22 protein-coding genes are annotated in these 20786 nt (G+C 54.2%); 20 read left to right on the top strand and 2 right to left on the bottom strand.

Translation table 11 applies throughout. The annotated features are described in order from the left end of the window. Nucleotides 1-73 precede the first annotated feature (73 nt). From IM760_RS04670 to IM760_RS04615, 12 genes are all read left to right on the top strand, one after another. Nucleotides 74-1321 (top strand): SIR2 family protein, encoded by a 1248-nt coding sequence (locus IM760_RS04670; protein ID WP_204427384.1) that lies wholly within the window; start codon nucleotides 74-76, stop codon nucleotides 1319-1321. Then, on the top strand, nucleotides 1308-3245 hold the full coding sequence (locus tag IM760_RS04665) for an ATP-binding protein (protein ID WP_204427383.1): 1938 nt from the start codon (nucleotides 1308-1310) through the stop codon (nucleotides 3243-3245). The genes IM760_RS04670 and IM760_RS04665 overlap by 14 nt, the downstream gene beginning before the upstream one ends. A gap of 114 nt (nucleotides 3246-3359) precedes the next feature. Continuing rightward, nucleotides 3360-3653: a SymE family type I addiction module toxin gene (locus IM760_RS04660; protein ID WP_204427382.1), complete on the top strand. Its 294-nt coding sequence runs from the start codon at nucleotides 3360-3362 to the stop codon at nucleotides 3651-3653. Between the two features lie 261 nt (nucleotides 3654-3914). Further along, nucleotides 3915-4130, top strand: coding sequence for a hypothetical protein (locus IM760_RS04655; protein WP_204427381.1), 216 nt, complete (start codon nucleotides 3915-3917; stop codon nucleotides 4128-4130). Beyond that, nucleotides 4127-5650, top strand: a complete 1524-nt coding sequence (locus IM760_RS04650; RefSeq protein ID WP_204427380.1) for a DNA cytosine methyltransferase — start codon at nucleotides 4127-4129, stop codon at nucleotides 5648-5650. The genes IM760_RS04655 and IM760_RS04650 overlap by 4 nt, the downstream gene beginning before the upstream one ends. Beyond that, entirely contained in the window at nucleotides 5619-7340 is a 1722-nt protein-coding gene (locus IM760_RS04645; protein WP_204427379.1) for an McrB family protein, read from the top strand. Before IM760_RS04650 ends, IM760_RS04645 begins: the two co-directional genes overlap by 32 nt. A 4-nt stretch (nucleotides 7341-7344) precedes the next feature. Continuing rightward, nucleotides 7345-8994, top strand: coding sequence for a DUF2357 domain-containing protein (locus IM760_RS04640; RefSeq protein WP_204427378.1), 1650 nt, complete (start codon nucleotides 7345-7347; stop codon nucleotides 8992-8994). A 5-nt stretch (nucleotides 8995-8999) separates the two neighbouring features. Beyond that, on the top strand, nucleotides 9000-9455 hold the full coding sequence (locus tag IM760_RS04635; RefSeq protein ID WP_204427377.1) for a very short patch repair endonuclease: 456 nt from the start codon (nucleotides 9000-9002) through the stop codon (nucleotides 9453-9455). Between the two features lie 53 nt (nucleotides 9456-9508). Beyond that, the gene (locus IM760_RS04630) at nucleotides 9509-11308 is read left to right on the top strand and encodes a hypothetical protein (protein ID WP_204427376.1); all 1800 of its coding nucleotides are present in this window, start codon (nucleotides 9509-9511) and stop codon (nucleotides 11306-11308) included. Then, nucleotides 11305-12051 carry a hypothetical protein gene (locus tag IM760_RS04625; RefSeq protein ID WP_204427375.1) on the top strand — a complete coding sequence of 249 codons (747 nt, stop codon included), beginning with the start codon at nucleotides 11305-11307 and terminating at the stop codon, nucleotides 12049-12051. The genes IM760_RS04630 and IM760_RS04625 overlap by 4 nt, the downstream gene beginning before the upstream one ends. A gap of 16 nt (nucleotides 12052-12067) precedes the next feature. Next, nucleotides 12068-12784 carry a hypothetical protein gene (locus tag IM760_RS04620; protein ID WP_204427374.1) on the top strand — a complete coding sequence of 239 codons (717 nt, stop codon included), beginning with the start codon at nucleotides 12068-12070 and terminating at the stop codon, nucleotides 12782-12784. Between the two features lie 305 nt (nucleotides 12785-13089). Beyond that, complete coding sequence (locus IM760_RS04615; RefSeq protein ID WP_204427373.1) at nucleotides 13090-13551, top strand: DUF488 domain-containing protein; 462 nt, start codon at nucleotides 13090-13092, stop codon at nucleotides 13549-13551. Here IM760_RS04615 and IM760_RS04610 read toward each other — a convergent pair. Further along, a complete protein-coding gene (locus IM760_RS04610; RefSeq protein ID WP_204427372.1) occupies nucleotides 13523-14251 on the bottom strand; it encodes a site-specific integrase in 729 nt (242 codons plus the stop codon). The genes IM760_RS04615 and IM760_RS04610 overlap by 29 nt on opposite strands. Nucleotides 14252-14312: 61 nt before the next feature. On the opposite strand from IM760_RS04610, the gene IM760_RS04605 reads away from it, so the two are divergent. The 4 genes from IM760_RS04605 to IM760_RS04590 all read left to right on the top strand — a co-directional run bounded on the left by IM760_RS04605 (nucleotide 14313) and on the right by IM760_RS04590 (nucleotide 16256). Next, a complete protein-coding gene (locus tag IM760_RS04605) occupies nucleotides 14313-14639 on the top strand; it encodes a HigA family addiction module antitoxin (RefSeq protein WP_239549616.1) in 327 nt (108 codons plus the stop codon). Nucleotides 14640-14736: 97 nt separating this feature from the next. Next, nucleotides 14737-15399 (top strand): nucleotidyltransferase domain-containing protein, encoded by a 663-nt coding sequence (locus tag IM760_RS04600; protein ID WP_204427371.1) that lies wholly within the window; start codon nucleotides 14737-14739, stop codon nucleotides 15397-15399. Beyond that, entirely contained in the window at nucleotides 15347-15766 is a 420-nt protein-coding gene (locus IM760_RS04595) for a hypothetical protein (RefSeq protein WP_204427370.1), read from the top strand. Before IM760_RS04600 ends, IM760_RS04595 begins: the two co-directional genes overlap by 53 nt. 253 nt (nucleotides 15767-16019) lie before the next feature. Next, complete coding sequence (locus IM760_RS04590; protein WP_204427369.1) at nucleotides 16020-16256, top strand: hypothetical protein; 237 nt, start codon at nucleotides 16020-16022, stop codon at nucleotides 16254-16256. 51 nt (nucleotides 16257-16307) lie between these two features. Here IM760_RS04590 and IM760_RS04585 read toward each other — a convergent pair whose 3' ends face one another. Then, entirely contained in the window at nucleotides 16308-17216 is a 909-nt protein-coding gene (locus tag IM760_RS04585; protein ID WP_204427368.1) for a LysR family transcriptional regulator, read from the bottom strand. A 116-nt stretch (nucleotides 17217-17332) separates the two neighbouring features. On the opposite strand from IM760_RS04585, the gene IM760_RS04580 reads away from it, so the two are divergent. From IM760_RS04580 to IM760_RS04565, 4 genes are all read left to right on the top strand, one after another. Then, nucleotides 17333-17749, top strand: a complete 417-nt coding sequence (locus IM760_RS04580; protein ID WP_204427367.1) for a VOC family protein — start codon at nucleotides 17333-17335, stop codon at nucleotides 17747-17749. Nucleotides 17750-17760: 11 nt separating this feature from the next. Beyond that, nucleotides 17761-18354, top strand: a complete 594-nt coding sequence (locus IM760_RS04575; RefSeq protein ID WP_204427366.1) for a glutathione S-transferase family protein — start codon at nucleotides 17761-17763, stop codon at nucleotides 18352-18354. Nucleotides 18355-18511: 157 nt separating this feature from the next. Beyond that, a complete protein-coding gene (locus IM760_RS04570; RefSeq protein WP_204427365.1) occupies nucleotides 18512-20230 on the top strand; it encodes a tannase/feruloyl esterase family alpha/beta hydrolase in 1719 nt (572 codons plus the stop codon). Nucleotides 20231-20362: 132 nt separating this feature from the next. Next, the gene (locus IM760_RS04565) at nucleotides 20363-20764 is read left to right on the top strand and encodes a GNAT family N-acetyltransferase (RefSeq protein ID WP_316252374.1); all 402 of its coding nucleotides are present in this window, start codon (nucleotides 20363-20365) and stop codon (nucleotides 20762-20764) included. Nucleotides 20765-20786 lie beyond the last annotated feature (22 nt).

The raw sequence follows: 20786 nt of genomic DNA, 5'->3' as shown, positions 1-20786 counted from the left end.
TTGACCTGGTTGACTGAATTGGAAGCTTAAACCATTGTCTTTTAGGGAAGCTTCGACATGGACATTGGGGAATATGACAACAGATAACGAGAAGTCATCGGAAATTAGTTTCTTTCAGGGCGGGGAGCTGATTGGCCCAGCAGAGAACGACAACCAAGAGGAGAATCTAAATGTAATAAAGCAAAAGATCTCCGATCTCATGAATATGAAAAGTATCAACTTCTTGCTTGGCGCCGGGACTAGCTCTACCGCGATACCGCCCATGAAAGAGATGAAGGAGAAAGTAGATGAGGAAATCGAAGGGCTGGATAATAATGCTAGAGATCGATCGCTAAAGAGTTTGTATGGGAAGCTGTCGAGTGGCACCGAAAACCTAGAGAAAATATTGGGCGCATTGTATTCAAAACGAGCTTACCAAGAAGCTATTGGCTCTCGCGATGGTGTTGCGGAAGAGGTTATAAAAATAATAGAAGAGACGATTTTTGAGGAAATAAACGTCAATATGAGCGCGGCGGCCTCTCAGGAGACACTCGATATCTATAAAAGGTTTTATCAAAAGATAGGTTTGAGGGGGCGAGATCTCGACAGGGCATGCGTATTCACCACGAATAACGATCTAATGAGTGAGATTTCGCTTGACTATTTAAATATAAATTACAACGATGGGTTTGGCGGTGGGGTAAAAAAATATTTCAATCCGGCGAGATTCTTTTATACCTACTCAAGAAAAATCGATGACGCCTATGAGAAATATGAGCCAATACAGCCAATGGTTTATCTCTTTAAGCTTCATGGGTCTATAAACTGGGTAGAAGGTGAAGAAAATGTATTCTTCAACATCACTCAGATCGATCTGGATTGCCATGGCGGCCCGCCCGATAACAATGTCTTAATATATCCCAACCCTTTGAAACAAAATATAAGCTTGGGGTCGCCTTATGCAGATCTTATAAGGGAATTTCAGAATAAGCTTCTCAAGCCGCATAGTGCTCTCTTTATTATTGGTTATAGCTTCAGTGATGAGCATATCAATAATGCTATCTATCAGGCTCTGGCTTCTAACTCATCTCTCTCCGTTGTAGTGTTCGGTAATTATCCAGATGCACCTATATGTAAGAGTTTGGATAAGAGAATATACAATCTTTACGGGGAAATAACCAAGGAGGGCGGAGGGAAGGAGAAAATCCACTATTTCAAATATATAGTAGAAGAGATTATTCCCGATCAAGACCAAAATAAGGATCAGGACCTATTGAGAAGGTTTATGGATTTCATAGAGTCGGCCAAGAGAGGCGAAGGGGTGGGGGATGATAATAGGTAAAGTGGTTTCAGTCGATTTTGATCAATTCAGGGTCAGTATAAATTCAGAAATCCAAGGAAACTCCGTAAACCTTGCCGGAACCGTTTATTATTTTGGAAATATAGGTAGTTACTTAAAGGTGAAGAACTCTCTGGGGGAGAGTCTGATATGCGAAGTTGCTTCGATATTTGTGAATGACTCCGATGATGATAAGAGAGCCCGATCGTTTCAATTCGGAGGTAAAAGGCAGCTCCTTCTAAAGCCGATAGGGACCATATCAAAGGATGGTAACTTTAGTTTGGGGGTTGGCATATTCCCCGGTCTATATAGTGATATAGAAATAGTTACATATGAAGATATGCCGGTTATTTTGAATGTATCCGAAGACAATATGCAAGATGGGGTACATAGAAAATTCAGATTTGGGGTTAGTAGAAATTTAATCAATTATCCCATTGAGGTGGGAATCGATGCGTTTTTCAATATACATTCTGCAATTTTGGGGAATTCTGGTAGCGGCAAGTCGAATACGATCGCCCACATAATGCAGCAGATATATCGGAAAAAGGAATTTTCCGCTTTGGGTGCCCGAATACTGATATTTGACGTTAATGGCGAATATTCTGATGCTTTCTCAGAAGATGACTCTTCTAACGTAAATGTTAAATTGTTCAAGCCAAACGCTGCACGCGGCGATATCGCGGAAGACTTTATTCTTCCTTATTACTTGATGACTTTGGATGAATGGTCTGCTTTCTTGATGGCAACGGATGCGACTCAAAGACCTTTCTGGAGTACGGTTCTTCAAGATGCGTATAGATTTTACAAGATATTGACGGAGGATGATAAAGAGCCTTTTGTTAATTACTTTAGAAATAAGATTTGCAGCATCATAGATTCCATATTGAATCAAGCAGAGACTGATACCGCAAGGGTTACAGCGGCAGGCGGATTATTGTCTGGTTTGCGCAACGTGATCGATTCTGATGGGCGGGTTTCAGATGTTTATCGTGATAGTGGCCTCTATCAAGAAATCCGTACTTTAGAAGCTGCTTGTTCAATTCAGTATGGTGACAATCATAATCGGCTGGCGACAGCTGTGCAGCATTTATCGCAAAGAATAGACAGGGTTTCTTTGTCAGAAGTAATGTCGATGAAGCTTAAGGATGGTAACTTTTTTGATCACAGGTTTCTGCGTTTAGCTACGGATATGAGATTGTTAGAAGAGGATGCTAGAGGGAATCGCAGATTACGTGAATACACATCTACGATGTTGGCTAGATTGGATTATTTTTTGGAAAACCCTGATTGTAAATTCATGAGAAATAATCCGCCGAATGTTTCGGGTGAGGATGAATATTTAGAATATTTTTGGCTTTCTGGGGGTGAGGAAGATAAAGGAAAAAGTCAGATTGTCATAGTTGACGTTAGTGAGTTGCCTCCGGATTCGCTTGAAACGTTAACGTCGGTTTTGACTCGAGTGATATTTTATCAAAGAAAGAAGCTCTCTGGGGGGCTTAGAAGGAAGAAGCCTGTTCACCTGATTCTCGATGAGGCTCACCGATACATAAAAAAAGATCATGAGTATGTAATAAGAGAGAACATTTTTGAAAGAATAGCTCGTGAAGGAAGAAAGTTCTCTACTTACTTGCTCGTTTCTTCTCAGCGACCTTCAGAGCTTTCGGAGACGGTTCTTTCTCAGTGTGCCAACTTTGTTATACATCGAATCCAAAATGATTTGGATATGAGGTATATATATGGCGTTTTGCCATACTTCTCAGAAGCGTTTTCGGCCAAAATTAAACAGTCGACCCCGGGTGAGGCGCTAGTGTTTGGGGCGTGCGTGTCTATGCCGTTGCACCTAAAGGTTGATAAAGCAAACCCTGAACCTAACAGTAAAAACTGTTATATACCTGGAGAATGGTTTGTCGAAACCTCGGATTAGAATATTCAGAATGCTTGAGTTGAGGCAGGTTTTATTATAATTTAAGAAGCACTGCCTCCGGGTGCGGCAACACCCGAAGGCAGCTAACCACAACAGACTACCTAGGAGTCCATCATGGCTGAACGGAATCATAAGCCACGCGCCCGCGTGGGTAAAAGCGAATCCCCTAAATCCAACCGCGAATTTCCCTATATTCGCCGCCTCAAGGTCCACCCCGGCCAGTACTACTCGTACGGCGTCCCGCTCCATGTCCAGCTAAGCCGCCCGCCCAAGCCCCCGGTGCCCTGGGTCCACGTGAAGGGCTACTGGCTCGCCGAGGCCGGCTTCGCCATCGGTACGCCGCTGGAGGTAGAGGTCAGCGAAGGCCGCTTGGTCATCTCGGCGGCCCCCGAACCCTCTGGCGCCTGATCCGCAGCCGGCGGCTTGCATTGCCGGGCGGTCGTCGGTACCTCATCGATGTTTTTGACGATGCTGCTTGCGGAGCCTGGCTGTAGAGATATACTGTCCAAATGGCCAGTTTCTTTTGGTCGGTGTTAAGCTTTCCAAAGGGAAAACTGAGTTATATCAGTGAGATAGGGAGCCTCAGGTAACTGCTTTTCAGGATATGGTGCATAGTGGTGCAAAGTGGTGCAGAATGCACCTCAAAGCAGACCGACTTGGGAACCCTCTATGTCCAGCCCCGTAGCAGCGTCTGACCGAAAGACGGTCAGAACATCTGTGATTCTTCCGGAAGAAGCCCATAGCCAAGTGCTGGCTCTCGCCAACGCCAATCGTGTGTCGACCGCCTGGGTGATCAGGATGGCGGTGCAGCGTCTTCTGGATGAACAGCAGGGGCAACTTGAGCTGCCGTTGCCCCTCTCTTCGAGAAAGGGAACCAACCAATGAATGAAGCGTTGATTCGCCACAAACTCGGGCGCCTTGATAAAGCGGGTGCAAAGCCGCGCGTACTGGATCTCTTTGCCGGGTGCGGCGGTCTGTCGCTGGGGTTTGAAGCGGCGGGATTCGATATCCGAGGAGCGGTTGAGTTTGACCCCCAGGCGGCGCAATCTCATGGAATTAATTTCCACGGCGGCGCCCCGGAGCATTGTGATGCTATCGATATCACCAGCACCTCGCCGGAGCAGCTGTGCCAGAAGCTGAAGCTGGATAGCGTGGAAGACGCTTTCGATATTATCGTGGGCGGCCCGCCTTGCCAGGCCTTTGCCAGAGTCGGGCGATCCAAGTTGCGGGAGATCGAGGCGCACCCCGAGGCGTTTATCCGCGACCCTCGTGCTCAGCTTTACAAGAAATACCTGGAATATGTGGATGCATTCAGGCCGCTCGCGGTTCTGATGGAGAACGTGCCGGATATCCTGAACCACGGCGGCCAGAATATTGCGGAAGAGACCTGTGAAGTGTTGCAGGACAAAGGCTATGTCTGTGGCTATACGCTGTTGAATTCCGCTTATTTCGGCGTCCCGCAGATGCGCGAAAGGATGTTTCTGGTGGCCTATCGTAAAGAAGTGGCGGACGAGGTTGTCTTCCCTGCGCCGACTCATTGGGTGGATCTGCCGTCCGGGTACGAAAGTTCTCGCTCCGTGGCTACCAAAACGTTACGGAGCCTGTTCAACGAAGCGCATTGCTATGTGGAACCGACGGTGGCCAAGACGTCGCTACCTGCCGCTGTTACTGCAAAGGAAGCATTGAATGATCTGGCTCCGATCTACGCTCGTGAACTGCTCGCCAATGGTGAAATCAAGCGTGGTGCGAGACGCTTTGTGGCGCCGGTGCGTTATAGCCGTCGCAAGCCGTCTTCCTATGCTTTGCTGATGCGCTCCTGGCAAGGCCATGAGGCGCCAGAGGACGGGGTTCGGGATCACGTTATCCGTTACCTTCCCAGAGATTATGAGCTGTTTGCCCGGATGAACCCGGGTGATCAGTACCCCCAAGCCTATGAGCATGCCGTCGAGATGTTTCAGGAGCGCTTACAGGCGGAGCGGGAAAAAGGTCAGAAAATCTCTGAAAAATCCGCTAAGTATAAAGCGCTGTGGGATTCTATTGTGCCGCCCTATGATGCAAGCAAGTTTCCTAATAAATGGCGTAAGATGTGGGCCGATCAGCCCGCGCGTACGTTGATGGCGCATTTGGGTAAAGACGGCTATAGCCATATTCATTACGATAGTAACCAGGCACGTACGATTTCCGTTCGTGAAGCGGCCCGGCTTCAGTCTTTCCCGGACGGTTTTCAATTCAGCGGCACAATGAACCCGGCTTTCAGGCAGATCGGGAACGCCGTGCCGCCTCTTCTGGCGAAGGCGTTGGCGGCCACAATGATGCAGACCTTGCGGGCTTCAGCTTTTCGAGGCGCGCCAAAAGTACAAGGGGAAGTGAGGGATGACAGTCAAGCAGCGCTTTCAGCAGTTTGAAGCGGCAATAAACCAGCTGCCAGGAATAAACCCCAAGGCCTATAAAGCGAGAGGGTTTGGTTTTTCAAACAGCGCGCGGCTTGTAGAAAGTGGCCTTTTCGCCGGCACAAGTAATCTTGAAACTTATTCAAGAAAGCTCAACGCCGGCGATGAGGCACCGCTGGAACAGTTCGTGGTTTTGTCTGTGCTTAACTTCCCTCCTCAGGACGAGGTCCATTTCGCCATTGTAGTAAGTAAGGAAGCCGCTCTCCTGAGTAACGGCTTGCTAAAGCTTTATACTGAGGGTGAGGCGCTGAATAAAGCTGCTATCGAGGCAGGGAAGAAGCCGGGAAAGATCAGTAATAATGTTAAGTTTTACGTCACCGAAGACGGGTATCTCTTTTTTCAGAATGACGGCTTTTTCCTCTCTTTGAGTGATGACCCTGAAGGGAAAGAGATAGACTATGGGTGTGCAGCGAAAATAGATTCTATCTATTTTTCAATATGGCCACCGGGCCCTTCTGCCCACCGGAGTCTCATCGCCAGGGAGTTTGTGGGTTATCTCGGCACGCTTATCGGGCGAGAAAAAGTCCATGAAATCCGGGCCTGGGAAGAAGGACAGACAGTCAGCCCCGAAATGCAACGAATGCCTGCGTCAGTGCCCATCGCTGAAATAGAGAAGGGCGTTTCGAAGCTCGGCGGCCATTACCCTCATGGTGAGGTCAGAAATTACCATGCTGCAATGAATTTCCTGCAGCATAAGCACTTTTCGATTTTGTCCGGGCTGTCAGGAACCGGGAAAACCCGTCTGGCACTGAATTATGCTAAAGCAGTGCACGGAATTACGGAGCCGGACACTGAAGATCCGTTTCTCGTGGTGTGCCCGGTCAGGCCCGAGTGGACCGATCCCTCAGGGTTGACTGGATATCATGATGTCCTGTCAGATCGGTATGTTGTCCCGCCGTTCCTGGAGGCAGTCTTCCTCGCTACTGCTCATCGATACACCCCGGTATTTGTCGTTCTCGATGAGATGAATCTGGCAAGGGTGGAGTATTACCTGTCAGATATTCTTTCGTCGATGGAGGCGGGGGAGCCGCTACGGTTGCATTCGAGTAGCGTTCCGCTGGAGGGCTCTACAGGTATTTCTGTTCCCGCCTCTCTTCCTCTGCCTCATAATCTTTTCATTACGGGCACCATCAATGTGGATGAGACAACGCACCCGGTCAGCGACAAGGTGCTGGATCGCGCCGTAATCATCGACATGACAAAGATCGACCTGGATGGATTTATCGACAAGCTTTCTGAGCGCTTTCCTGAACTGGAGAGCGCGTGTCAGGCCTGCAAGGCCCCGCTAGGCGAGGTTTATCTGGCTCTCTCTGAATACGGCCTGGGGTTCGGTTATCGGGTCGCGGAAGAGGTCATACGTTACTATGCCTTTCACAAAGATTATCTGGCGGCGGCAGGAAAAGATGTTAAAGATGCAGCGGCTGCGCCTTACGACTCTGGGCCGCTTTTCGAGAAAAAAGCTGATATGGCAATCGATGATCTGATGGCGCAAAAAGTCCTGGTCAAGCTGCGTGGTTCGGAGCGTGAACGTAAGTTGCTGGATCAGCTCAGAAGTATTCTGAAAGGCATGAGCAAATCACAGTCTCTTCTGGATCGCCTCCTTGACGATCTGGACGAGTTCGGCTCCTTCCAGGCCAGCAGGTAAAGCTATGGCGGCGCTCTGGCTTCTTGAGGAATATGGGGCGGGACGACGCTGGCAGGTGTGGCCAGAGAAAGAGGATATCCCTCCCGGTCGCGTCCACGAAGCCGGCAGCTATCTGTTCTTGCTTGAGGATTGTCCCGAAGCCTCTCGAGCTGAACTACACCTGGATGATGTCGCGCTTGAACCGTTAAGAGTATCAGATAGCGATTCAGCCAGGTGGCGTTGGACTCCGGGGTTCCAGTCCGGCCTTGTGCTGCTTTCGCTTAAGATTCCGGGTGGGCCGAATCCTTCAATTGAGGTTGCGACGGATCCTGACCTGAGGAAACTCACTCGGGGCGACTTCGATACAATGGTTCGGGAAATACTCGAAGACACCAGCGCGCTCTTTGCCCTGAGCAGTTTCTATAAGGGACTCTCTGCAGGACCTGGAAGGAAAGTACCTCCGATCGCGAGGTTGCAGTTCATCCTTTCCCGTATGGTCGAACTTGAACAGGTGATCCTAAGAATCAACGCCCGGCCTCGCCATCGCCTTAAGGCAGATCAGAGGGTACTGCCCTGGCATCAAGCCAGGAAAGTGACCGGCCAGGAAATTCTGAATTCTTATAAATCCGGACCTGTCCTTCGGCAAGACATGGCGAGGTCGCGGTTGCCGGCTGCCCTGGAAGGGGCGCTGCCAGCCAACATCCGGATTCGTAATAAAGTCGGCTCGCTGGACATTCCGGAGCATCGTCAGATGTGGAGTTGCCTGAGGAGCTGGTCTTCCTGGCTGGCGGCGGTGGCGTCGCGGATAGAGCGTGCCGCCGGTGGCCCTGACCAAGAGGCGCGTGCTGCTGCCAGAACCTGGGCCCGGCGATGCCGAAAGGCGGCCGTGCGGACCACCGGATTGCTCGCTCTCCCCCTTTTCGCTGATATCCCGAAGGAACAAGTCCCGGTAAGAACATCTTCTACCTATCGAAACGATCCCTTATACCGACAGTTCTATCGTATCTGGCAGGATATGAACCGCGGACTCAGTGCGGTGTTTGGTGATTTTCTGAATCTGCCCCTTTCTCGTACCTGGGAACTCTACGAACTCTGGTGCTTCCTGCGCCTGGTCCGAGCGGCCTCGGAAGAATTTCCCGGCGATAAACCGCACACGGACGACCTGTTCTCCAGGTCATCGCCAGACGGCATTACTCTGGCTTCGCACAGTTTGTCCGTCAGTTTTTCCTCGGGCAAAGAGATTGCCTTTCAGAAGAATTTCCAGGAGTTCTGGAAAAGCGAAGATGGCGTGGGCTCTTATTCTCGAACGATGGCGCCCGACATCACGGTCGGGACTGTAGAAAAAGATAAGAGCGTTGGTCTGACCGTATTGGACGCGAAATACCGCATCGATGCCGGTCTTGGGGATGCGATCAGCTCCATTCATACTTATAGAGACGCACTGGTCCGGACGGATTCTTCCCGGGGAATTGTGCCGGTTACGAAGAACGCGTTTTTGATTTCACCGCACGTACCGAGTGCGGGTGACACCAGTAGCTACCACACATCAGGTATGCCGGACCGACTGTTCAGCGATGACTACCAATCTTCTTTCGGGTTTGGGGCTCTGACACTTAAACCGGGAATGCCATTGCATGAGATCCGAAGTCTTGCCCGGCGTTTGATGTCTGGTTGAAGAATATGGATGTTCTGACTGAAAAGCAGAGAAAGCTGAACATGCGCAGGATCGGGCCCAAGAATACCAAGCCCGAGATGCTGGTGCGCCGGGCTTTGCATGCTCGCGGGTTCAGGTATCGACTACACGACAAGAAATTGCCCGGGAAGCCCGACCTTGTGTTTCCTCGATATCGTTGTGTAATCTTTGTCAATGGCTGCTTCTGGCACAATCATAATTGCTCGTTATTTAAGTGGCCGAAGACGAACCGTCAGTTCTGGATGGATAAGTTAGAAGGTAACAGACTGCGGGATCAGCGTAAGAAGGAAGAGTTGATAGAATCGGGGTGGCGTGTACTCGTGATATGGGAGTGCGCGATAAAAGGCGTTAACCGCTTATCTGTCGATGATGCGCTGGAGCGTGCGACCACCTTCATTCGGTCGGGATCCGGATATAGAGAGATTGGAGAAAAAATGCCTTAGCCTCATAGGGGGGGGATATGGATCTTTGTTTTACAAAGCTTAGAGACGGAGATATGGATAAGCCTCCAACTCAAAGAGATCAGTTTAACAATGACGATGTAAAGCTGGTCGATGCTTTGATTCGTGAGGCCGTACAGAATTCTCTGGATGCTAAATCAGACAACGGAAGCAAGGTTTTTATTAAAATAAAAATATTGGAATTTGAAGAAAAAAAGATTCCCGATCTTCATGAATTTTTGAAGAAAGATGAGCTTAAAAAGCATTTGGAAGCCTCGAGGCTCGACGGCGATGTCTTCAATGCCCGGCCCGTAAGGGCCCTGCTGATCGAGGATTATGGTACCAGTGGCCTGACTGGTAGCATTGACCTGAAAGATGAGAATCCTTTCTCTGATTTTTGGCGATGCATAGGTGTCTCTCATAAAGGGGGGCGAAATCTGGGGCGTTGGGGTTTGGGCAAGCTTGTATTTTCCGGCGTATCCTCAATCCGGACTTTCTTCGGAGTCACCAAACAGGAGGGCGGGCATCCTGAACCGCTTCTCATGGGGCAGGCGGTGCTGTTGAATCACTCTATTGATGGTGACCGCTACGATTCGCATGGCTTTTATTCTCAGAAAGTTGAAGAAAATGGGGGTTTGCAAATTCCGGTAGTTGACCCGCAAGAGGTTGGGCGATTTTGTGACTTTTTTGGTGTGGAAAGAGCGGAAAAGAACGGCCTCTCAATTTTGATTCCCTATCTTATTGAGGGTGTGGACGAGAGAAAATTACTAGATGCTCTTATAAATAATTATTTTTTCCCGATTCTTTTCGAAAAGCTGGTGGTAGAAATCAATGATAAGTTGGTGGATTCCTCCAGTTTTTATAAATATGCAAAACTGCATGGAGGCAATAACTTCTCAGAGCAAATGATAAGCTTTGTAAAGGAAATGAAAGAAATTCAGGGATCAAGCACGGTCGGGTTGGATCTGACCAGTCGCTCGATGCGAGAGGGACTGGGGGGTGCGGTTTCGAGTGAAGAAGGAGACGAGCTTAGAAATAAATTGAGCAGTGGCGCTCTTGTTGACCTGAAATGGCCAGTCTTACTGAAAAACAAGAAAGGTGAAGAGTTTTTTACTCATTTCAGTATTTATATGAAAAAGGCATCGGATGGGGGTGGAGGTGCGCTGTTTGTTCGCGACGCAATAGTACTTACTGCTGAGAAAAAACACTTCAGGGGGCCTGGAGTTTTTGCAGCTATGGTCGCTGATGATGCATCTATTTCTGATTTTCTCGGTGATGCAGAGAACCCGGCTCATACAACCTGGTCCGGTACGGCAGAAAAAGTCTCCCGGAACTGGAAGTCGGTGTCAGGAAAACTTAGAGAGGTACGCCGGGCTCCGCAGGAGCTTTATAATTTTTTGTTTGGTGCGCTTGAGCACCGGGATGACAATGCTCTTTTAGACCTTTTCTCTCTGGAAGGTGAAGAGAAGGGCAAGATAGCAGAGGGGCGGGGAAGAGATAAGACTGGAAAGCCTGCCAGTATTCCACCACCAAGAGCCAAATCATACCGGGTTAGTCGGCATGCCGATGGGTTTTCTATATCTGGAACAGGGAAGCATTCACGCGAAGATGGAATCCTGGTTTTAAAAGTACGAATTGCTTATGACGTACTGAGGGGGAGTCCTCTCTCGAAGTTCAGTGACATGGACTTTGATTTGAGAAAGGGAGCAATAAAAATAAAGCCCGAAGGCGCGACTTGTTCTGTCGAATCAGCGAATAGCTTCGTTATTGAGGCTGGTGCTTCAGACTTCAAAGTGGTTGTGACGGGGTTCGATACAAATCGCGATTTGTTCGTTTCCGCAATGAGGTCGTCATGAGTCACAGGATTAACCATACCGGGCGTCGCAAGTTACGCCACGAGGGGTTGAATATAACCCTCGTGGAGACTTCCGATGGTAAGCCGCTATCGTTCAATGCGGATCTTCGCATTCCTGAAGATTTGCAAATCGTACAGAATCACAAGGTGTACGTCGAGGCTTATGTGAAGGCGTCTTGCAAGCGTTTTGACTTCGGCGTCGCCAACCGGATAACACCTCCTACTGATTTGTCTTTGTCAGAGTTGGATTCCGGAGCCAATGTTCTGTTCCGAGTGAAAGTTGTCGATGAATCCGACGGCGTAGCGCGGATAGCTGCGCTTGCTGATAAGGTCAGGCCTAAGAATGAAAGTGACGATAACAATCGCAAACCCCTGCTGCCGCTGGTGTCTAAAGATCTGGGCGAACAACTATGGGTGTTGGCAAAGGATGAGGGTGCGGAGCCGATATTAAATATCAGTAACGCTATACCTGACTTTAAAGACAGGATTGTTAACGATCCTTTGCTGAGAGCGGCGATATTTCCTCATGTTATAAGAGAAATTGCATTTATTTTGTATGGCGATGAAGGGGAGGAGGATGGATGGGTAGAAAGGTGGAAGGAATGGTTCAGAATTAGTCTGGCGGCTGATTTTGATCACGACCTGGATGAAGAGGAAAGGAAGACTGCTGTAGAACAGATCGTTGATCGGTTTTGTGAAAAGAAAAGGTTTGTTAGCTCTGCCAAGGCACTTATAGATAAGTAAAGATCGGGGAGGGTATATGGATGTGATCCGCACTCTCAATGAAGAAGGCGTCAAGAAGTTTTCAGATTACCTTGATCGGTTAACGAGCGATCCGGAAGCGTCGCCGCCGCTGAATCTTCTTAAAGATGGGGAATTTTCTGAGCCTTTTGATACTCGGGTTTCGATAGAGGCGCAGTCATTCGGTGATGCGTATGAATTCGGTGAGTACTTGAGCCAGGTTCTTGAGCCAGCGAATACGTCCGCGATTTCACTGGATAGCGGGCTTTGGAGTTGGCTCGCTCTTTATTATTTCGATTTTTTATGTCCCAGAGATGATTTGGGAAGGCGGAGGCCTTTGGAGAAATCATCTTATGTTCTTGACTCTGATTTCAAGTTCAGGAGGTACTATCGTCACGCCGTTCGCACGCCATGGCTCGCTGTCGAATTGCACGGCGAGAAGGCGAAAGTGCTGTTGATAACGTCAGGGAAAGGCCGCCGAACGGATATTGCTGAACAGCTTGGTGCGTATCAGGAGATATTTGCTTCAAAGACGATTATTAAGGCGGCCTATAATATGTACTACGATAACGAGAAAGGGATGCTTAAACGCGGGGCGGGCGGAAAAGGTCCAGGATCCCCAAGGCGCCTTTCCGCTATCGTCCGTCAGCTTCAGTTAACCTATGACTTGTATGACTGCTCTGTGCCGAATTTCATGTCTATGCTTCCCTCAGAGTTTGGTCGATGGGCGAAGTGAACATTTCGGAGCGGATAGAAAGTTTCTTTCTGGTTTAGTTGTTTTCTCTTTAAGGTTACTGCGTGGCTGATGGCGGTCCGGGCCACCCTGAAAATGTGGCTACTTTGTAGGGATGCCGTAAGCTTTAATGCCCGTCTGATACGGATTGCAAAAGCTGCTGAGGGAGCCTCGTAAACTTCGCAGAGTCCCGGCTCGTGAGCGTAAATCTCAGGCGGCTTGCGGGGTAAGAGATCGGACATGGACAGGGGCCGTTGGCCCATGGACAATGCTCTGCCAGAAGTGCTGTCATTCCGCAGGTAAATACTATGTTGCTCTACACCGCCGGTTATGAAGGTGTTGATATCGAGGCCTTCGTGCAGGGTCTCAGAGAGGCCGGTGTCGACCAGATCATTGATGTGCGCCAGTATCCGATTTCCCGTAAGCGGGGCTTTTCGAAGACGGCGTTCTCCGAGAAGCTGGCTGAGGCCGGTATCGCCTACCGCCATATCCGGGAGCTGGGGTGCCCCAAGCCGATCCGGGAGCAATACAAGCTTGATGGCGACTGGCCCCGGTATGAGAAGGACTTTCTGCGTTACATCAAGAGCCAGGAGGCAGCCCTGAATCAAGTGGTGGATCAGTCACGTGCTACGTATTCCTGCCTGATCTGCTTCGAGGCGGACGCCACCTTCTGCCATCGTCGCCTGGTGGCAGAGGCGAGCCAGAAGATTCAGCCTCGCCTCACTATCGATCATCTGTCGATCAGAAAAGAGCCTGCTGCGGCTCTTTAGGTGGATAGATCAGGCTGACGATCAGCCACTGATGCCTGTGCCGGTGCATATTGCCCATTAGAAAGAGCAAGTCGGTTTCCCCCATTTGGCGTATTAGCTTATCCCGGAACGGTGCTTGCCAGCCTTGTGGGCCGTGTTGTGCGATGAGTTTTCGATACAGGGCGCAGGCTTCCCAGTCCACGATTTTGTTCTTATAAATTTGTGGTCCCGCCGGGGTTTCGCACTCGTAGTGGTAGTGAAAATCAAAGGGGATCTTCTGTAGAACACGAACGCTGCTTCGGGTCTCTTGAAAAAGCTCACCTTGTTTCTGGAGCTGCATCAATTTATCCAGCTCCTCCTGGGTCCAGCCCTTTTCCTTGGTGGGGTTAATTTCCAACTCCACCAATTTCTTGGGGCGGAGTAAGCCGAGTGAGATGTCTTGTTCTACTCGGGCGCCCTCCAGATCATCGAAGCTGCTAAAGATGGGGATTGATTGTATCGCTTGCCGGCGTTCTAGCCAGCCTTGGCGTGTAGAAAGCGGCTCTTGACGCTCCAGGTCGTCGACGTAGATGCGGTGACTTTCCGGGCGATGATCGTCCTTGGTCTTCTCAATCCTTGCGTTGATCCATTGCCATTTTCTGAATTTCTGCTCCTCGGTGAGGAACCGGAAAGGAACGGGATAAAGCCGGATCAGGCGCCCGGTCTCTTCCATGCCGGCCACGCAGGATGTTTCAGCGTATCGCTTGCTCGGTGATGGGTAGGTCTTGCACAGAATAAGAATATTGGCCCTTCGAGTAGCCATAACATCCCCCAACTTCTCCTTGTCAGTGTTGTTTTTATCCCTTTTACGATATCGCTATTGGGTAAGCAATAATTTGTGTCTCTTCCGCAATAATCGCCTCGCCAAGGAAATCGGCGTACCTGCGCAGCACATCGGCGATATCGTCGCCGGCAAGTGCGCCATCACCGCGGATACGGATCTGCGGCTGTGTCGTTTCTTCGGCCTGTCCCGTGGTTATTGGCTGCGGGCGGAGGTGGCGCACGATACCGAGGCGACCGAGCGTGAGCCGATTGTCCTTTGTACTGGAAGTAGGCGGGGCGGTGTTTGAGCGCTGTTGCTGGCTGGGTACCCAATTTGGGGTTCTGGGGACTCGATATGAGTTTTCTCATATGAAGATACTCATATTGGGTTTATAGTTACCCATTATGGGTATAAATCACAGTATCGAAACCAATCCCGGCCGCCTCTCCCTGGCCGACGCCTTGTTCTCCAGCACCCAGCAGCGGGTGCTCGGGCTGCTGTTCGGCCAGCCGGAGCGGAGCTTCTTCGGCGCCGAGGTGATCGGCCTGCTGGGCATGGGGTCCGGCGGGGTGCAGCGGGAGCTGAAGAAGCTGGCCGATAGTGGGCTGGTCCGGGTGTTTCGGGTGGGGAATCAGAAGCACTACCAGGCCAATCCGGAATCGCCGATCTATGCCGAGCTGGTGGGGCTGATTCGCAAGACCGTGGGGCTGGTAGGGCCGCTGCGGGGGGCGCTGGCGGCCTCTCCGGAGGCCGTCGATCTGGCGCTGGTCTACGGCTCGGTGGCGAAGGGTGGGGCGACGGCGGAGAGCGATATTGACCTGCTGCTGGTGTCCGATACCCTGACTCTTGAATCGGCCTACGGGATGCTGGCCGATGTGGAGAGCACCTTGGGGCGGCCGGTCAGTCCGACGTTGTACACCAACGCGGAGTTCGAGAAGCGGCTGCGGGACGGCAATCCGTTCCTGCACAAGGTGCTTTCGGGGGACACCATACTGTTGCAAGGACGCTTACCCGATGACTTCCGATCCTCTGGAGAATCTGGCCCGCACCGGCCAGCTGAAACCTGAACCACCCGCCCAGGCCGAGCTCAACGGGCTGTTCCTCTCCGGCCAGCGCCGGCTGGCCGACGCCGAGCAGGAAAGTCTGAGCCTGGAGAGCCGTTTCGATCTGGCCTACAACGCCGCTCATGCCCTGGCGCTTACCGCCCTTCGCTTGCAGGGCTACCGCTCGGAAAGCCGCTATCTGGTCTTTCAGTGTCTCAAGCACACGGCGGATTTGCCGAACGCTCAGTGGCGGGTGCTGGACCAAGCCCACCGGAGACGCAATCTGGCTGAGTACGAAGGCCATCTGGAAGTTGACGAATCGCTGGTGGCCGCGATGATTCGGGTGGCCCGCGATGTCGAAGCCTCGGTTCGGTTGCGCCTGCAAGGTTGACGACTGGCAGGAATCAGGTTTAACGGCTCAGAACACAGAAAGCGAGAAGCCCCGGTGCATCCACCGAGGCTTTAACGCCGAACTCGTCCGGCGTCCCACTCCATGTCCAGTTATGTCGCCGGCCCAAGCCGCCCGCGCCGCCGCCTTGCCGGGCGGCGGCTTTAGCATTGGGTGTAAGTGTGTGGTTACTCAGGTCTGCAGCTCTACTTCGGTGGTGTGATAGTCTGACGGTCTGCTTAGGAGGTGCTTCACGATGGCAACGATACTGAGCCCTGAAGATTGGCAAGAGCGTGCGAAAGCCGCTGGTACGAGCGGTGCTATGAGTGTTCGCGAAGAGAAGGCGAAGTACTCATCGGCCGAGGAAGAGGAGTCGCTGGTTAAAACCACCCTTCCTTTGGAGCGCCGTACCGTCAGCGATGAAGCGTATCGCAGGATCTATGAGCAAGCCGCTCGCGATCTAGAGCTGATTCGTCACGGTCAACATGGATGATTTCGCACGCCTGAGCGATGACCTCACGATCGTAGCACTTCCCGCCCCGCGCTAACCCTCATCCCCGACCGCCTCCGCCAACCGCTCCCTCAACGCCCCCTCCACCGCCTCCATAAAATGCCGCACCCGCGGCGACAGCAGCCGGCTGTGCGGAAACACGAACTGCACGGGCATGGGCGGCGGATTGTAGTCGCTGAGCACGGGCACCAGGGTGCCGCGTTCGAAGTCGCGTTGGGCCTGGTAGCTGAGCACGCGGCAGAGGCCGAGGCCGTCGCGGGCGGCGGCGAGTTGGGTGCCGACCTGGTTGGCGCGAATCAGTGGGTCGATGCGTTGGGGCCAGGGTTTGCCGTCCACCTGGAAGTACCAGGTGCTGCCGGCGGGGGCGAAGCAGACGGTGGGCCAGTGGGCGAGGTCCTGGGGGTGTTGGGGGTGGCCTCGTTGTTCGAGGAGGTGGGGGCTGGCGCAGAGGACGTAGCCGGTGTGGCCGAGCGGGCGGGCGATGAGGGTGCTGTCGGCGAGGTGGCCGATGCGCAGGGCGAGGTCGAAGCCTTCTTCGAGCAGGTCGGTGACGCGGTCGAGGAGGGTGAGTTCGGCGCGCATGTGGGGGTGTTGTTTGAGCCAGTGGTTGAGCAGGGGCGTGAGGTGGAGGTGGCCGAACATCACCGGGGCGGTGATGGAGAGGGTGCCGGCGGGTTCGGTGCGGTGGCTGTCGAGGCGGGCTTCGGCGGTGTGGATGTCGGCGAGGATCTGGCGGCAGTGTTGCAGGTAGTCGCGGCCTTCGTCGGTGAGGGCGAGGCGGCGGGTGCTGCGGTTGAGCAGGCGCACGCCGAGGTGTTGCTCCAGGCCGGCGAGGGTGCGGACGATGGCGGCGGGGGAGCGGTCCAGTTTGTCGCCGGCGGCGGAGAGGCTGCCCTGGTCGACGATGGCGACGAAGGTGCTCATGGCTTTGAGTTTGTCCATGGGAGGCGCGCGGCTCCATCTTTGCGAAAAGCTGAATAAAGCTAACAGGTTGGCGCCATTTATTGAATCCAGTGTTTGGCGTGTACTGGGCTCCCCGTTTCGCAGAGGAGCCAGTGATGAAACAACCGCAGCCCATTCGCGAGTACGACCATGTGGGCATCCGGGTCAGCGATCGCCAGGAGGCGGTGGCGTTCTACGAGCAGCTCGGGTTCACGGAGGTGCGCCGCTTCGAGCGGTTCGAGGCCAACGAAATGGAGACGCCGGGTGGTGTGCGCATCAATCTGATTTTCAACGGCACGCGGTTGCCCCATGGGCGCAACGTGCTGCTGGACGAGCCGGTGAAGCTGCCGGGCGTGACCCATCCGGCGTTCGTGGTGGACGACCTGTATGCCTTGAAGGATTGGCTGGATCAGGCGGGCATCGAGATCACCGAGGGCATCCATCGCCTGGGTCCGCGCCGCATCACCCTGTTTATCCGCGACCCGGATCGCAATGTGCTGGAGTTCAACCAGCTGCTTCCGGAAGCCGAATAAGGAGTCTCGCCATGAAACTGTACGATATGGAATTGTCCGGTAACTGGTACAAGGTGCGCCTGTTCGCCGCTCTGGTGGGCATCGAGCTGGAGCTGGTGCCGGTGGATCTGGCCGCCGGCGAGCACCAGCAGTCGCCGTTCATTGATCTGAACCCCTGGGCCCAGGTGCCGGTGTTGCAGGACGGCGATGTGGTGTTGCGCGATTCCCAGGCGATCCTGGTTTATCTGGCGCGCCGGTACGGCGGGCACCAGTGGTGGCCGGACAGCGCCGCCCACCAGGGCGAGGTGATGCAGTGGCTGTCCACCGCCGCCAACGAGATCCACGCGGGCCCCAATGTGGCGCGGTTGATCGACAAGTTCGGTTACCCGCTGGATAAGGCGCGGGCCCTGGCGGTGAGCGACCGGGTGTTGCCGCTGATCGAACGGCACCTGAGCGAGCATCGCTGGCTGGCCCTGGGCCGGCCGACCCTGGCCGAGTGCGCGGTGTTCCCCTACATCGCCCTGGGCTGGGAAGGCGGCGTGAGCCTGGAGCCGTACCCGGCGATCCGCGCCTGGATCGAGCGCATCAAGGCGTTGCCGGGGTTCGTGGCGATGCCTGGCGTGTAACAAAGGGCGATAGCCGAAAAGCACCTTTATGTTTATTCACTAACGTTCGAGTGAATATAGTCGCCGGCCGTCCTATGATGCCAGAACACCGTGCCCGCTCCGGGCACGGTGCCAAGACAGACAACCCGACCAATAACGACAACACCGGGAGAGCATCATGAAAACAACAAACGGCCTGCAACGGCTGGGCATCACTCTGTGCGGTTTGTCCGCCCTGGCCCTGGTGGGCTGCGGTGGCGACAGCGACCACGACGACGTCGAACAACCCCAACCCCGATCCTTAAGCTGCGAGCAGTTGCCCGGGCTGGCGATTCCCGCCGATGCGTTCGCGCTGGCGACCTCCGGCGGTGAGGTGACGGCGGCCACGGTGGTGGCCGCCAGCGGCAGCGGCGCGGCGGCGTTGCCGGAGCACTGCCTGGTGGAGGGGCGCATCGCGCCGGTGGACCCGGCGGCGCCGGACATTTTGTTCAAGGTGGTGTTGCCCGCCGACTGGAACAAGAAAGCGCTGATGTTCGGCGGCGGCGGTTTCAACGGTTCCATCCCCAATATCACCGGCAATATCGCCCAGGGTGCGGTGGACCAGCCGCTGCCGGTGGCGCGCGGCTACGCCACCTTCGCCAGCGACTCCGGGCACCAGGCCAATGCGCTCGGGTCCCAGGACGGTCGCTGGGGGCTGAACGACGAGGCGGTGGACAACTTCGCCGGCGATGCGCTGAAGAAAACCCGCGATGCGTCGGTGTTCATTATCAAGCAGCGCTACGGCAGCGCGCCGGCACACAGCTATTTCGCCGGCGGTTCCACCGGCGGACGCGAGGCGCTGACCAGCATCCAGCGCTGGCCGGACGATTGGGACGGGGCCATCGCCTGGTACCCGGCCTGGAACGACGCGGAAGCGCTGCTGGCCGGCCAGCATTACAGCCGCGCCCTGTCCCAGCCCGGCGCCTACCCGAGCTTCGCCAAGCGGCAGTTGCTGCTGGACGCGGCCCTGGAAGCCTGCGACGAGCTGGACGGGCTGGCGGACGAGTTGATCAATGACCAGCGCCAGTGCAACGCCATCTTCGACCCGTCCACGGCCATGGTGAACGGCAATCCGCTGCGTTGCCCGGGTGGCGGCGACGACGGCGACAGCTGCCTGTCCGACGCGCAGATCAACGCTCTGAAAGCCATGGACCAGGGAGTGACCTTCAACTTCCCGCTGGCCAGCGGCGAGACCGGTTATCCTGGCTCCAATGTGTGGGGCGCGGACCTGGGCATCGACACCAGCACGCCGATCGGCAACACCATCACCTTCCTGAACTTCGGCTACACCGCGCCGGTGTTTCCGAACATGCCGCAGTACGCGCCCTACCTGAGCGTGCTGGTGGATCAGTGGGTGAAGTACTCCGTGGCCCGGGACGCCTCGTTCAACTCCTACAACCTGGACCCGATCAATCCGGCGCCCCAGTACGCCCAGCGCATCAGCGAACTGAGCGTGGGCCTGAACGCGGGCACCAATATTTCCGCGTTCCAGGCGCGCGGCGGCAAGCTGCTGCTGGCCCACGGCATGTCGGATGTGCTGGTGAGCACCCGCGCCACCGAGATGTACTACGGCCGGCTGCTGAATCAGATGGGCGCGGAGAAAGTGGATTCGTTCGTGCGCTTCTATGAAGTGGCGGGCTTCGGCCACGCGGCCAGCCTCAGCTTCAACGCCACCTGGGATTCGCTCACCGCGCTGGAGGACTGGGTGGAAGACGGCACCGCGCCGGAGAATCAGGTGACCACGGACACCGTGGGTGCCCCGGGCCGCACCCGGCCGCTTTGCGATTACCCGGCCTGGCCGCGCTATATCGACGGCGGCGATCCGATGGAAGCGGCTTCCTTCGAGTGCGTGGAATAGCCGCGTTTCCCGTGGCGTACGCCGGGGCGGCCACCGGGCATATGGCCATCCGCCCCGGTTTTCTGACATGCTTCGGGGATGCTGACGTTCAAGAGTGTTTCACCGGACGCCGTCCCTTTACCGTTGCTTCTGGTGGCGGATCCGTCCGAAGAGCGCATCCGGGATTACTTGCCGGGGGCTTTGTGTCTGGTCGCCGAGGAGGCCGACGTGGTGGTGGGCGCCTGTGTGCTCAACCGCCTGGACGACGCCACCCTGGAGCTGTTCAACATCGCCGTGGACCCGGCGGATCAGGGCCAGGGCATTGGCGCGGCGTTGTTGCGGCGCGCCCTGGACGAAGCCCGGGCTCGAGGCTTCCGTCGCGTGGAGCTGGGCACCGGCACCTTCGGTTACCAGCTGACTTTTTATCAGCGCGCCGGTTTCCGGGTGGAGGCGGTGGTGAGGGACCATTTCCTGACCCACTACGACGAGCCGGTAATCGAATCCGGCCTTCAGCATAAGGATCAGCTGCGGCTGGGCCTGGCGCTTCAACCTTAGTGTTGACCCCGGCGGCGCCGGG

This window comes from Alloalcanivorax marinus, assembly GCF_016906305.1.
GTDB classification, from domain to species: Bacteria; Pseudomonadota; Gammaproteobacteria; order Pseudomonadales; family Alcanivoracaceae; genus Alloalcanivorax; species Alloalcanivorax marinus.
Note: the sequence above shows the minus strand (reverse complement) of the source record. Positions and strands in the feature narration are given on the sequence as shown.

Bases quoted from the DNA above. Each gene is read 5' to 3' on its own strand.
- IM760_RS04670 (WP_204427384.1), top strand. From the start codon at position 74: ATGACAACAGATAACGAGAAGTCATCGGAAATTAGTTTCTTTCAGGGC.
- IM760_RS04665 (WP_204427383.1), top strand. From the start codon at position 1,308: ATGATAATAGGTAAAGTGGTTTCAGTCGATTTTGATCAATTCAGGGTC.
- IM760_RS04660 (WP_204427382.1), top strand. From the start codon at position 3,360: ATGGCTGAACGGAATCATAAGCCACGCGCCCGCGTGGGTAAAAGCGAA.
- IM760_RS04655 (WP_204427381.1), top strand. From the start codon at position 3,915: ATGTCCAGCCCCGTAGCAGCGTCTGACCGAAAGACGGTCAGAACATCT.
- IM760_RS04650 (WP_204427380.1), top strand. From the start codon at position 4,127: ATGAATGAAGCGTTGATTCGCCACAAACTCGGGCGCCTTGATAAAGCG.
- IM760_RS04645 (WP_204427379.1), top strand. From the start codon at position 5,619: ATGACAGTCAAGCAGCGCTTTCAGCAGTTTGAAGCGGCAATAAACCAG.
- IM760_RS04640 (WP_204427378.1), top strand. From the start codon at position 7,345: ATGGCGGCGCTCTGGCTTCTTGAGGAATATGGGGCGGGACGACGCTGG.
- IM760_RS04635 (WP_204427377.1), top strand. From the start codon at position 9,000: ATGGATGTTCTGACTGAAAAGCAGAGAAAGCTGAACATGCGCAGGATC.
- IM760_RS04630 (WP_204427376.1), top strand. From the start codon at position 9,509: ATGGATAAGCCTCCAACTCAAAGAGATCAGTTTAACAATGACGATGTA.
- IM760_RS04625 (WP_204427375.1), top strand. From the start codon at position 11,305: ATGAGTCACAGGATTAACCATACCGGGCGTCGCAAGTTACGCCACGAG.
- IM760_RS04620 (WP_204427374.1), top strand. From the start codon at position 12,068: ATGGATGTGATCCGCACTCTCAATGAAGAAGGCGTCAAGAAGTTTTCA.
- IM760_RS04615 (WP_204427373.1), top strand. From the start codon at position 13,090: ATGTTGCTCTACACCGCCGGTTATGAAGGTGTTGATATCGAGGCCTTC.
- IM760_RS04600 (WP_204427371.1), top strand. From the start codon at position 14,737: ATGGGTATAAATCACAGTATCGAAACCAATCCCGGCCGCCTCTCCCTG.
- IM760_RS04595 (WP_204427370.1), top strand. From the start codon at position 15,347: ATGACTTCCGATCCTCTGGAGAATCTGGCCCGCACCGGCCAGCTGAAA.
- IM760_RS04590 (WP_204427369.1), top strand. From the start codon at position 16,020: ATGGCAACGATACTGAGCCCTGAAGATTGGCAAGAGCGTGCGAAAGCC.
- IM760_RS04585 (WP_204427368.1), bottom strand. From the start codon at position 17,216: ATGGACAAACTCAAAGCCATGAGCACCTTCGTCGCCATCGTCGACCAG.
- IM760_RS04580 (WP_204427367.1), top strand. From the start codon at position 17,333: ATGAAACAACCGCAGCCCATTCGCGAGTACGACCATGTGGGCATCCGG.
- IM760_RS04575 (WP_204427366.1), top strand. From the start codon at position 17,761: ATGAAACTGTACGATATGGAATTGTCCGGTAACTGGTACAAGGTGCGC.
- IM760_RS04570 (WP_204427365.1), top strand. From the start codon at position 18,512: ATGAAAACAACAAACGGCCTGCAACGGCTGGGCATCACTCTGTGCGGT.